Here is an 11,823-nt window from a genome sequence, read left to right as displayed (position 1 = left end):
CCCATGTCCGAGACCACCCTGCTCTACTCCGACCTCCGATTCCCCGAGGGCGCCCGCTGGCACGACGGCCGCCTGTGGTTCTCCGACATGCACACCGGGCAGGTGTTCAAAGCCAACCCGGCGGCGCGGACGCTCGAGGAGGTGACGGTCGTCGACGATCAACCGTCCGGTCTCGGATGGCTGCCGGACGGCTCCCTGCTCGTGAGCTGCATGACCGACCGCAAGGTCCGGCGGTTGGATCCGGACGGGAAGCTCAGCGTTTTCGCGGACGTCTCGAGCCTCACGGATGCACCCATCAACGATCTCGTCACCGACGAGATGGGCCGGACCTTTCTGGGCGGCTTCGGGTACGACCTCTACGCCGACGCTCCGCAGCAGCCCGGGCCGATCTTCCGGATCGACGCCGACGGCCGGGTGACCCCGGTCGAGAACGACATGGTCTTCCCGAACGGCATGGTTGTTCTGCCGGGCACCTCGACCCTGGTGGTGGCGGAGACCTGGGCGGCCCGCCTGACCGCGTTCGACGTCGACGAGCGCGGCGATCTGGGCGCCAAGCGGACGTGGGCCGAACTGCCGCCCGGGTCGACGCCCGACGGGATCTGTGTGGACGAGGCCGGGGCGGTCTGGGTCTCCTCGATCGCGACCTCGAAGTTCCTGCGCGTCGAGGCGGGCGGCCGGGTCACCCGGACGATCGAGGTCGAGGGGCGCTGCGCCACCGACTGCGTGCTGGGCGGACCGGACGGCACGACGCTGTTCCTCCTCACGTCGAACAGCTGGCAACCGCCCGAGACCGCCGGGCGGGCGGGCCGGATCGAAACGGTCGAGGTCGGCGAGGAAGTCATCTGATGCACGGACTGATGCAGGATCGCCCGCTGACCATTCCGACGCTGCTGTCGCGGGCCGAGACCAACTTCGGGCACAAGCGGATCGTCACCGGCGGGACCACCGAGACCGTGGCGACGTGGCGTGAGGTGGCGCCGCGCGTCCGCAAACTGGCACGGGTCCTCGAGAGCCTGCGAGTGCCCGCCGGGGCGTGCGTCGGCACCTTCGCCTGGAACAGCCAGCGGCACGTCGAGCTCTACCTCGGGATCCCGAGTTCGGGGCGGATCCTGCACACGGTCAACCATCGGCTCTACCGTGAGCAGATCACGTTCATCGTCAACGACGCCGCCGACGACGTCCTGTTCGTCGACCGGACGATCCTGCCGGTGATCTGGCCGTTGGTGGCGTCGTTCGACACGGTGCGGCACGTCATCGTCATGGACGACGGCGGGGACATGCCGCTGCCGGACGACCCGCGCGTCCTCGACTACGAGGCACTCCTCGCCGGGCAGGCCGATGGACCCTTCGAGACCCCGATCGAGGACGAGAACCTCGCCGCCTCGCTCTGCTACACCTCGGGAACGACCGGCAATCCCAAGGGCGTCCTCTACAGCCACCGCTCGGTCGTGCTGCACAGCCTGCTTCTTCTCGGCGCGGACGTCTTCGCGCTGAGCGAACGGGACGTGGTGGCGCCGGTCGTGCCGATGTTCCACGTGAACGCGTGGGGGCTTCCGTACGCCGCCATGCAGAGCGGTTCCGACCTGGTTCTGCCCGGACCCGTCCGGGACCCGGAGGAACTGGTGTCGCTACTGTCCCGGCACCGGGTCACGTTCAGCGCGGGCGTGGCGACCGTATGGCGCGATCTGGTCCCGGCGCTGAGACGCCACGACCTCAGCAGCCTCCGCCACATCGCGTGCGGGGGCGGCGCGGTCGACGACGCGCTGTCCAGCGCGTACGAGGAAGCGATCGGGATACCGCTGACCAACGCGTGGGGGATGACCGAAACCAGTCCCGTCGTCACCACCTCCCGCTTGGCCACGCACCACGACGGGCTCGACAGCGATGCCCGCCGGCTGCTGCTCGGCACCCCGGGCCCGGCCGTACCGCTGACCGAGATCCGCGTCGTGGCCGGCGGCGTGGAGCAGCCTTGGGACGGACAGAGCCAGGGCGAGCTCCAGGCCGCCGGGGCGACGATCGCCGGCGCCTACTTCGGTGCGGACAGCGGCGCCGACGCGTTCACCGCGGACGGGTGGCTGCGTACCGGTGATGTGGCGACGATCGACGAATGGGGATATCTGCGGATCGTTGATCGCTCCAAGGATCTGGTCAAGTCCGGCGGTGAGTGGATTTCGTCGGTCGCGCTCGAGAACGCGGTGATGTCCGATCCGCGGGTCCGGGAGGCGGCCGTGATCGGCGTCGTCGATGCCCGCTGGGGGGAACGCCCGCTGGCCTGCGTCGTCCCGTTCGAAGGAGTGGATCTGACCGCGGACGACGTCCGGGACCATCTGCGGGGCCGGGTCGCGTCATGGTGGATCCCCGAGCGCATCGAGATGATGACCGAGATACCCAAGACGGCCACCGGCAAGTGGTCGAAACAGACGCTACGTCAGCGGTTCGCCGACCCGGCGCCCGACGCCGACTGAGACCGCACCAACGGAAGGAAGCCCGATGCCCATCGAACCGCGCCTGATCGTGACGGGGCACAGCCGCAACGGCGCCGCGGTCTTCGTCGAGGACCGTCACCCGGAACCGGTGCGTGTCCAGGCGTTGCCGGGAGCCGACTTCTATCTGCTGTGGGGCACTGGAGACGGGGAGGCGAAGGTCGGCGAACGCGACGCGGCGCCGGTCCTGCGGCCCTACTTTCCCGGCCTCGGCGGCAGCCGGGCCCTCTTCCTCCGGTGGGCCGCGCACTCGTCCGAGCCTCAGGCCGTGCCGGACCCCGCGAGTGTCGCCGCCGAAGTCGCGGAGAAGCTGCCCGGGCTCACGGACCCGTTCGAGGACAACGGCGACGGGATGCACACCACGGACACCGTCGATTACGCCATCTGCCTGGAAGGCGAGCTGTGCCTCGAACTCGACGACGGAGCGGAGGTGACCCTGACGCCGGGAACCTGCGTGGTGCAACTCGGCACCCGGCATGCGTGGAAGAACAAGGCCGATCAGCCGGCGTTGATGTGTTACGTGCAGATCGGAGCCGTCCGCGTCACTGGCTAGAGCAGGTCTTCCGCCGTGTCTCTCAGCGAGGTCAGGACACGGCGGGTCTGCGGCGTGTCCGGGAGCACCGCGAGCAGCAGGGGAGCGGTCGAGAAACCCGACTGGTGGTCCATCAGGCGGCGCACCCATTCCATGCCCGCCGCCAGTTCGGCGACGGGGTCGGTGGCGCCCCCGGTGCGTACCCAGTTGCCGAGCGCTGACCGGTGGATCGCGTCGATGAGAGCTCCGAGGGCCATCGACTGGAAAGGGGCGGCGTCCGGCGGGAGATGGTCACGCAGGTACGACCGGGTCAGCGCCACGTAGCGCTCGTGTTCGACGACCTCACGCCGGCGAAGTTCGGGCACGACCCGCGTCAGCTTGTACCGCCGGAGCACGAGATCGGGCCGGCCGAGGAAATCGTGCAGTGACTGCTCGGTGGCCGCGATCACGGCGTCGACCGGATCCGTGCCGGGGGCGGACTCGGCGAGGCATCGCTCGACCAGCCCGCGGCGTTCGGTGTGGTCGGGGAAGACGAGTTCGTCCTTGCTCTCGAAGTGCCGGAAAACGGTGCGGCGGGACACGCCGGATGCCTCCGCGACGGCTTCCACGGTGACGTTCGCGTAGCCCTCCTTCAGGAACAAGGCCATCGCCGTCTCGGAGATGCGGTATTTGGTCTCGAGTATTTTCCGCGAAGTCACCGACAGGTGCCCTCTCCTAGCATGCTGTAGCGCCGACGTCGGAAACTGTAGCTCTGCATCGCGCCGGCCCGGCTCACCGCTTCGCCATGCGGCGCTGTCGCCGGATCAGCCACAGGTGACGGACGGTACCCCAGACCCCACGGCGGAACAGCAGGACCACGAGGATGAAGACCGAGCCGGTGACCAGGTCGATGCCGTGGAAGCCGGACGAGGTCAGATAGTCGGCGAGCAGCACGGTCAGCACCGCGCCCAGTACGCCTCCCCACAGCGTTCCGATGCCGCCCAGCACCGTCATCAGCACGACCTCGCCCGAGGTGCTCCAGTTCAGCTCGGTCAGGGCGACGAAACCGTGATTGATCGCGAAGACGCCGCCGGCCAGGCCGGTCAGTCCGGCGGAGAGCACGAAGGCGACGACCTTGTACTTCTCCACCTCGTAGCCGAGCGCCCGCGCCCGCTGGGTGTTGTCCCGGATCGACACCAGGACCCGTCCGAACGGCGAATGCACGATCCGCCAGGCCGCCCACATGCCGAGCAGGAGGATCGGCAGGGCCGCGTAGTAGAAGTAGAACGAGTCGTTCTCCACCAGGTCGATGCCGAAGAAGCTGCGGGGCACGCCCTGCAACCCGTTCTCGCCGCCGGTCAGGCCGCTCCACTGATAGCCGATGAAGTAGACCATCTGAGCGAAGGCGAGGGTCACCATCGCGAAGTAGATCCCGGAGCGGCGCACCGACAGGTACCCGACGGGAAGGGCGAGGATCATCGCGAACACCGCGCCGGCGACGACAGCCACCGGGAACGGCACGCCGTAATGCGTCGCGATCAGCCCGGTCACGTAGGCCGAGCTGCCCCAGAACGCCGCGTGCCCGAAGGACAGCAGGCCGGTGAAGCCCAGCAGGATGTCCAGCGCGATCGCGAACAGTGCCATCGCCACGACGTCCATCGCGACCGGGGGATAGATGAACCAGGGCAGTGCCAGCGCCGCCACCAGGCCGACGGCCAGCAGCACCCACCGCAGCCTCGGATCGCTTCGGACGACCGGTACGTCGGCCCCGGTGACCGGGGCCTCGGTAACCACGGACTGAGTCATGCCGTCGCCTCCTTGCGTCCCAGCAGGCCCGCGGGCCGGACCAGGATGATCACGGCCATCAGGATGAAGATGAGGATCTGCGCGTACGTCGGGGCGTACGCCTGCCCGAACGCCTCCACCAGGCCGACCACGTAGCCCGCGACCACCGCGCCGACGATCGAGCCGAGCCCCCCGATGACCACGACCGCGAACAGAATGATCGCGAAGTTGTCGCCCATGTCGGCGGTGATCGCCCGGAACGGTGCGGCGAGCACGCCGGCCAGGCCGGCAAGCGCGACACCGAAGCCGAAGACCGGCGTCACCCACCGGCTCACGTTGATGCCCAGGGCTCGGGCGAGGTCCGGCTTCTCCGTCGCCGCCCGGACGATCATGCCGATCCGGGATCGCGTCATGACGAGCCAGACGAGCACGCAGACCGCCACCGAGAACAGCAGGACGAACAGCTGGTAGCGCGGCAGGACGACACCGGCCAGGTCGACGCGTCCCCGCAGGGCGCCCGGAAGCCGGTACGGCAACCCGGAGACGCCGTACTTCTGTTTGACCGCCTCGACGAGAACCAGGGTGAGGCCGAAGGTGAGCAGGAGGTTGTAGAGCGGGTCGAGCTGGAGCAGCCACTGCACGAGCAGCCGCTCCACCGCGACGCCGAAGGCGAACATCAGCACCGGCACGACCAGCAGCGACCACCACAGCGTGAGGCCGAGAGAGTCGAGCAGCACGGCCGCGGCGACTGCGCCGAGCATGTAGAACGCGCCGTGCGCGAAGTTGACCACGCCGAGCACCCCGAAGATGACGGCCAGCCCGAGGGCGGCCAGCGCGTAGAAGCTGCCGGCCGCCAGTCCCTGTACGACGTACTGCGGTACCGCGTTCACGGGGTCCTCCGACCGGGTCCACTCACATCGAGCACCCGGACGCCTCGGCGGGAGCGAAGGCCTTCGCCGCGGGGATGGTGTTCACGATCTGCTCGTAGTCCCAGTCCTCCTTCACTTCAGACGGCTTCTTGACGCTGACGAGGTACGCGTCGTGGACGACCGAGTGGTCCTGGGCGCGTATCTCGCCGTTGCGCAGGAACACGTCGTTGACCTTCTTGCCTTCGAGCTGCTTGACGACCGCGTCGGCGTCGTCGGTGCCGGCCGCCTGGACCGCCTCCAGGTACTGAAGCGCCGCGGAATAGTTGCCGGCGTGCTCGAAGCTCGGGCGCGCCCCGGTCTCGGCGAGGAACCGGTCCGCCCAGGCGCGGGCCTGGGCGTCCATGTTCCAGTACCAGGCGTCGGTGAACGTCGTACCGGCGAACTGCTCCACACCCAGGGAGTGGATGTCGGTGATGAGCATCAGCCCGACGGCCAGCTTGATGCCCTTCTCCTTCAGCCCCGACTCGTTGTACTGCTTGACCAGGTTGATCAGGTCCCCGCCCGCCTGCATCGTGCCGATCACGTTGGGATCGGTGCTGCTGGCCTTGGTGAGGAAGGTCGCGAAGTTCTCGTTCGGGAACGGCGTCGGGATGGTGCTCCGAACCGTGCCACCGGCCTTCTTGATCGCGGTGGTGAAGGACTTGGTCATGTTCTGGCCGAACTCGTAGTCCGGAAAGATGATCGACCAATTCTTGCCGCCGTTCTCGGTCACCGTCGTGCCGGTGCCGTTGGCGAGCATGTACGTGTTGTACGCCCACTGGAAGGTGTACTTGTTGCACTGGGCGCCGGTCAGTGCGGTCGTCGCGGCGCTCACGTCGAGGAACACTTTCTTGTGTTTCTTCGCCTGGTTGGCGACGGCCAGGGCGGCGGACGAGGTCGGCACGTCGAGGATGACGTCCGCGCCCCCGCGCTCGTACAGCTCGGAAGCCTTGGTATTCGCGATGTCCGGCTTGTTCTGGTGGTCGGCCGACGTCACCTCGATCTTCTTGATGACCGCCTTGTCGCCGTACTTCTTCAGATAGTCGGCGACCGCCATCTTGACCGCCTTGACGCTGTTGGGCCCCGACGCGTCCTTGTAGACCCCGGACTGGTCGTTCAGCACGGCCAGCACCAGCTTGTCCCCCGAGAATTTGCCGCCCGACGACTCGGGGCCTCCGCCACCACAGGCTCCGAGGAGAAGTACAGCCGTCATGGCCGAGACACCGACCCGCAATCGCTTGCCCTTCATGGTGGTTCTCCCTAGTCGTTCAAATGCCGAGGTATTTCAGAAGTTCGCCCTCGCGCCGCCGGAATTCGGAGTTGTCGAGGGTCTCGACGATGCGGCCCTGATTGAGCAGGTAGTGCCGGTCGGCCACGGTGGCCGCGAACTTGACGTTCTGCTCGACGAGAAGCACGCCGGCGCCGGTGGCCTTGATCTCGCGGATGATCGTCCCGATCTGGGCCACGATCACCGGGGCCAGGCCCTCCGACGGCTCGTCCATGAGCAGCAGACGGGCGCCGGTCCGCAGTGCCCGGGCGATGGCCAGCATCTGCTGCTCGCCACCGGACAGCGTGGTGCCCGACGCCTTGCGGCGTTCGGCGAGCACGGGGAACGCCTCGTAGACCCGATCGAGCGGCCAGGCACGGTCGGAGACCTTGGGCGGCAGGAGCAGGTTTTCCTCCACCGTGAGGCTGGCGTAGACGCCGCGGTCGTCCTGGACCCACCCCATGCCGGCGCGCGCCCTCCGGTGCGCCGGCACGCCGGTGACGTCCCGGCCGAGGAACTGCACGGTGCCGCCGGTCTGCCGGTGAAGGCCGATCAGGCACCGCAGCAGGGTCGTCTTACCGGCGCCGTTGCGGCCGGCCAGGGTGACGACCTCGCCCTCTCCCACGCGTACGTCCACGCCGTGCAGGGCCTGCGCCTGGCCGTACCACGCCGTCAGGCCGGTGACCTCAAGCATGGTCGGCCTCGCCCAGGTACGCGGTGATCACTCGTTCGTCGTTGCGTACCTGTTCGTAGGGGCCCTCGGCCAGGATCCGGCCCTGCTGCAGCACCGTCACCCGGTCGGCCAGGCTGCCGACGACCTGCATGTTGTGGTCGACCAGCACCACGGTGCGGCCGACCGCGATGCGGCGGATCAGCTCGATGGTCCGGTCGACGTCCTCGATGCCCATCCCGGCCGTGGGCTCGTCGAGGAGCATCACCGGCGGGTCGAGCGCCAGCACCAGGGACAGCTCCAGGGCGCGCTTCTGCCCGTACGCGAGCAGTCCCACCGGCTTGTCCGCCAACGGCATCAGCCCCACCTGCGTGAGCAGTTCTTCCACCCGGGCTCGCTTTCTTCCCAGGAGTTTTTCCGAGCGCCAGAAGCGGAATCCCTGGCCGGTGTGCCCGGCGAGCGCGAGCTCCACATGCTCGCGGCTGGTCAGGGTCTCGAAAAGGCTGGTGATCTGGAACGACCGGGCCACGCCGCGGCGCGCGACCTGCTCGGGCGGGCGGCCCGTGACGTCCTCGTCGAACACGGTGATCGCCCCGGACGTCGGGGACACGAAGCCGGTCAACAGGTTGAACAAGGTCGTCTTCCCGGCACCGTTGGGACCCACCAGCGCGTGCACGCTGCCCTCGCGAACCTCCAGGTCCACCGAGTCGACCGCGCGGAAACCGCGGAACACCTTGGTCAAGGCCCGTGTACGCACTGCCACGCGACTGCCCGCCGTCACCCGTACCCCTTTCTACCTGCCGTCAGCGGAATTCAGAGCGAGCACACGAAGCTCTGCGCCTGGTCGGGATCACCCGAGCGGTACTTCGGCCAGCGCGGGTACTCGCAGAGCGGGCGTGTGCGGCCGTCCCTGATGTCGGAGGCCACCGGCTTGACCGGCGGCTGTCCGCCGCCGACCCACGTTTCCAGCGCCGACAGCGAGTCCCAGCCGGGGGCGAAGGCCGGCGCACCGAAGTTGGCGTGGTTGGCGCCCGGCACGACGTAGTACCGCATGAACTCGTTGGTCTGCCGGGGACCGAGCGTGGCGAGCACTCGGCGGTAGTAGTCGTTCGTCGAGCGGTGCGAGACCAGTTCGTCGGCCGAGCCGTGCATCAGGATCAGTCGCCCGCCGGAACGGGCGAACGGACGAAGGTCCACGTTGTTGCGATCCTCGAGGGTGGAGAGGTAACTGATGCGGGACAGCCACTTCCCCGGGTGCCGGGGATCGACGTCGAGGGAGTTGTAGCCCGGGTCCCGGGTCAGGAAGTACTTCACCCACTGGTCCCAGTACTGGAACCCGTATCCACTGGTCACCGGCATCGGGTCGGCGGGCGCGGAGGTGCCGAACCCGAGGTAGGGCGTCCTCATGTCAGCGCCGGACAGGAGGGGGAAGCCGGGATAGTAACGCTCGCCGCTGGCGATGCGGTACGGCCACCTGAACGGTGTGGACGCAGCCGTCACCGACGCGATCTGCGCGTCGGAGAGGCAGGTCGGCCCGGTGTCGGCGCCCTTGGGGCAGCGAAGCACGCGGGGGTCGAAGCGACATCCGCCGACGTTCGAGACGATCTTGTCCTTGATACCGTCCTGCCCGTCGCAGGCCGCGACGACGCTGTTGTAGATCAGCGTCTGCTTGTCCGGCCCGGGGAAGGCGTCCGGACGGGACATCACCTGCGCGAGGTATCCGAGATCGAGGATCTCGGCCATGTTGTTCCAGGCCGGGAAGGCCGAGATGACACCGTCGAAGGCGTCCGGCCACCGCTGCGCGACGATGAGGGCCTCACGGCCGCCCGTCGAGCCGCCCGCGAAGTACGTGTGGCGGGGCACCGCGCCGTAGCCGCGACGAATCAGGTACATGGCGGCGTCGTGGGTCTTCTTGAGCGCATCGCCGGTGGCGAAGTTCCGAAGTGCCTCGTCGTTCATGCCGAACGACCCGTCCAGGGACGCTGCGGGGCCGGCCTGATGGCCCGAGTCACTTCCGTACGTCGCATATCCGCGAGCCAGCGGCGTCGGCTGATCGGGGCGGCCGAACGGCACGATCTGAGTGACGTCGGGGATGGTCCCGTCGTATCCGCCGCCGCCGAACATCATCGAGCTCCGGTTCCAGCCGACCGGCATGTCGACGCGGAGCTTGATGTCCGGAGCGGACGGATCCCTCGGACGGAGTGCCGCGTTGACGCCGCAGTACTCGATGGCCCGGCCGCTCACGACCTGGGTCACCTCCGATGCCGACTCGACGTGCCCGCCGCGGGTCGGCAGGCTGATCACCGACGCCGGAATCTCTGTCCCGGCCAGTTCAGCGCATCTCGGGCCGGCGCTCACCGGGGTGGCGGCGGCGGCTACCGGCCCGTGGATCACCGTCACGCTTACCAGTGCGGTGGCGACCGCCAGCCCGGCGGGGAGTCGCTTCGATCGTCCACGAACTCGCAATATTCGACTCACGGCGAACCTCCTGTGCAAGCACGCTGTGCCGCGGAGAGATCGATAAGCGGCACTGAGTGCCACTCACTGTGCCACGGGTCACAGGTGTCCGCAAGGGAGGTTCAGAGGAATGTCGCCCGGCCGCCGAGTAGCAAGTAGACGGCCGTCTTCCGCTGGCTCCGGCGCCAGCTCTCGCATCGATGCAGCCATGGCGAAGGCAGTGTCGCGGGCGCGCGCAGGTGCGTCAGGTTGCCCGACCCGTCGCCGAACAGCGAGCATCCGGATGGCCGCTTCGCCGCTCACTCATCGATAGCTGCGGCCCTCGCCGGGATGCGAGCCGACGTGTCGACGACGGAGCCGGCGTCGACTGCGAGGCACGTGTCGATCGACAATCGGTCCCGGCGGGAGCCCGGCGATCGCCGCGGTGACCCCGGCGTGCCGCCCAGCGGACGCTGGATCGTGGTCGGGTCCGAGGTGGCGCGTTCGCGACGGGCGCGGACGATGAATGGGAGGGCGAGGAGTTGGATCGCCGCGCTTGCGACGTACGAACTCGGGTAGCCCCAGATGTCGGCGGTCCTGCCCAGGGCCGGCTGAACGACCACGCCGCCGGCCGAGGCCAGCAAGTTGTCGGACGAGAGCACTGTGGCCCGCTGCGTGGAGGGGATCAGACCGTTGAGGAACGCCTGCCGTACGGGTCCCATGGCGGAGAACAGGATGCCCCAGACCGCGAGTAGCGCAAGCACCACGCCGAACCGCGGTACGAGGCCGGTAAGGATGAGTACCACGACCGTCGCGATCGTGGCTGCCAGCAGGAACGAGGTCCGGCGCCGGAACACGCGCGCCACCACGGGCGTCAGGGCGCCGCCGGCGATCTGGGTCGCGGCGACGAGTGCCGCGGCGAGGCCGGCGATCATGTATGAGTCGCTGTCGCCGTACAGCTCCAGCAGGTACGGCTGGATGGCGTAGAACCCGTAGGCGCTCACGCCGAGGGAGAACGGTGCGGCCAGCATCAGCCACCGTACGGGCGGATTGCCGAGTCCGTGTTGCAGGGAGGACCGCACGATGCCGCGCATCCGCATGACCGCCGAGGTGCGCGGCTGCGGCACGAACCCGACGTCGTGCATCGCCCGCCACGCGACCACGAAGGTCACCACGAGCAGTACCGCGCGTACGCCATAGGGGACTCCGAGGTTGGTAACCTGGGCGAGGGCGCCGCCGGCGACCGTGCCGGCGAGCATCGCGACGCCGGTCGCGATCTGGCCCTTGGCGAACGCCGATTCCAGCGTCCCGGTGTACCCGGTGGCGGTCAGCCCGTCGACCAGCCAGGCCTCGGTTGCCCCGCTGAAGAACGTGAAGCCGAGCCCCAGCAAAACCGACGCAACGGCCCAGGCCGCGAACGGCGCCGTGATCTGCCACAGCAGGAGGTAGAGCAGCGTGGATCCGAACAGGGTTGCGGCTCCGAGCAAGTAGGACGCCCGCCGCCCGACCGTGTCGGCCACGACCCCGGTCGGCACCTCGAACAGCACCATCCCGGCGGTGAAGAAGGCGTTCGCCGCGAAGGCCTGCGTGATGGTCAGGCCGGCGTCCAGCAGGAACAGCGTGTTGACGCCCCAGATCAGCGATGACGCGCTCGTCGACACGGCGCAGAGCAGCAGGTAGGTCCGCAACAGTCGCGCCACTGCCGGATCTTCCTTCCGGGCGACCTCTTTCTCGAGCATCGCGTCTCGATCCTTCCCGTTCGG

The 11,823-nt window shown here is 68.6% G+C and carries 11 protein-coding genes; 3 read left to right on the top strand and 8 right to left on the bottom strand.

Features of this window, described 5'->3' with window-relative positions:
* Positions 1–3: 3 nt before the first annotated feature.
* Genes ACIA5C_RS00765 through ACIA5C_RS00755 form a run of 3 tightly spaced genes read left to right on the top strand, consistent with a single transcriptional unit; the run spans position 4 to position 3,036 of the window.
* Positions 4–846, top strand: a complete 843-nt coding sequence (locus ACIA5C_RS00765; RefSeq protein ID WP_396049827.1) for an SMP-30/gluconolactonase/LRE family protein — start codon at positions 4–6, stop codon at positions 844–846.
* Positions 846–2,465: a long-chain fatty acid--CoA ligase gene (locus tag ACIA5C_RS00760; protein WP_396049826.1), complete on the top strand. Its 1,620-nt coding sequence runs from the start codon at positions 846–848 to the stop codon at positions 2,463–2,465. Before ACIA5C_RS00765 ends, ACIA5C_RS00760 begins: the two co-directional genes overlap by 1 nt.
* 25 nt (positions 2,466–2,490) lie before the next feature.
* Positions 2,491–3,036: a cupin domain-containing protein gene (locus ACIA5C_RS00755; RefSeq protein ID WP_396049824.1), complete on the top strand. Its 546-nt coding sequence runs from the start codon at positions 2,491–2,493 to the stop codon at positions 3,034–3,036.
* Here the strand turns inward: ACIA5C_RS00755 and ACIA5C_RS00750 are convergent.
* The 8 genes from ACIA5C_RS00750 to ACIA5C_RS00715 form a co-directional block, all read right to left on the bottom strand.
* Positions 3,033–3,713 carry a TetR/AcrR family transcriptional regulator gene (locus tag ACIA5C_RS00750; protein ID WP_396049823.1) on the bottom strand — a complete coding sequence of 227 codons (681 nt, stop codon included), beginning with the start codon at positions 3,711–3,713 and terminating at the stop codon, positions 3,033–3,035. The genes ACIA5C_RS00755 and ACIA5C_RS00750 overlap by 4 nt on opposite strands.
* 73 nt (positions 3,714–3,786) lie before the next feature.
* Positions 3,787–4,800, bottom strand: coding sequence for a branched-chain amino acid ABC transporter permease (locus ACIA5C_RS00745; RefSeq protein ID WP_396049822.1), 1,014 nt, complete (start codon positions 4,798–4,800; stop codon positions 3,787–3,789).
* Positions 4,797–5,669, bottom strand: a complete 873-nt coding sequence (locus ACIA5C_RS00740) for a branched-chain amino acid ABC transporter permease (protein WP_396049821.1) — start codon at positions 5,667–5,669, stop codon at positions 4,797–4,799. Before ACIA5C_RS00740 ends, ACIA5C_RS00745 begins: the two co-directional genes overlap by 4 nt.
* Before the next feature lie 22 nt (positions 5,670–5,691).
* Positions 5,692–6,936, bottom strand: coding sequence for an ABC transporter substrate-binding protein (locus tag ACIA5C_RS00735; protein ID WP_396049819.1), 1,245 nt, complete (start codon positions 6,934–6,936; stop codon positions 5,692–5,694).
* A 19-nt stretch (positions 6,937–6,955) separates the two neighbouring features.
* Positions 6,956–7,648 (bottom strand): ABC transporter ATP-binding protein, encoded by a 693-nt coding sequence (locus ACIA5C_RS00730; protein ID WP_396049818.1) that lies wholly within the window; start codon positions 7,646–7,648, stop codon positions 6,956–6,958.
* Entirely contained in the window at positions 7,641–8,387 is a 747-nt protein-coding gene (locus ACIA5C_RS00725) for an ABC transporter ATP-binding protein (RefSeq protein ID WP_396049816.1), read from the bottom strand. Before ACIA5C_RS00725 ends, ACIA5C_RS00730 begins: the two co-directional genes overlap by 8 nt.
* Before the next feature lie 50 nt (positions 8,388–8,437).
* Positions 8,438–10,024: a tannase/feruloyl esterase family alpha/beta hydrolase gene (locus tag ACIA5C_RS00720; protein ID WP_396049815.1), complete on the bottom strand. Its 1,587-nt coding sequence runs from the start codon at positions 10,022–10,024 to the stop codon at positions 8,438–8,440.
* A 356-nt stretch (positions 10,025–10,380) separates the two neighbouring features.
* Positions 10,381–11,799 (bottom strand): MFS transporter, encoded by a 1,419-nt coding sequence (locus tag ACIA5C_RS00715; RefSeq protein WP_396049814.1) that lies wholly within the window; start codon positions 11,797–11,799, stop codon positions 10,381–10,383.
* Between the last annotated feature and the right edge of the window lie 24 nt (positions 11,800–11,823).

The organism is Actinoplanes sp. NPDC051343 (assembly GCF_044455125.1).
GTDB lineage: Bacteria > Actinomycetota > Actinomycetes > Mycobacteriales > Micromonosporaceae > Actinoplanes.
Note: the sequence above shows the minus strand (reverse complement) of the source record. Positions and strands in the feature narration are given on the sequence as shown.

Coding starts and splice junctions, on each gene's coding strand:
- ACIA5C_RS00765 (WP_396049827.1), top strand. CDS start 4: ATGTCCGAGACCACCCTGCTCTACTCCGACCTCCGATTCCCCGAGGGC.
- ACIA5C_RS00760 (WP_396049826.1), top strand. CDS start 846: ATGCACGGACTGATGCAGGATCGCCCGCTGACCATTCCGACGCTGCTG.
- ACIA5C_RS00755 (WP_396049824.1), top strand. CDS start 2,491: ATGCCCATCGAACCGCGCCTGATCGTGACGGGGCACAGCCGCAACGGC.
- ACIA5C_RS00745 (WP_396049822.1), bottom strand. CDS start 4,800: ATGACTCAGTCCGTGGTTACCGAGGCCCCGGTCACCGGGGCCGACGTA.
- ACIA5C_RS00735 (WP_396049819.1), bottom strand. CDS start 6,936: ATGAAGGGCAAGCGATTGCGGGTCGGTGTCTCGGCCATGACGGCTGTA.
- ACIA5C_RS00730 (WP_396049818.1), bottom strand. CDS start 7,648: ATGCTTGAGGTCACCGGCCTGACGGCGTGGTACGGCCAGGCGCAGGCC.
- ACIA5C_RS00715 (WP_396049814.1), bottom strand. CDS start 11,799: ATGCTCGAGAAAGAGGTCGCCCGGAAGGAAGATCCGGCAGTGGCGCGA.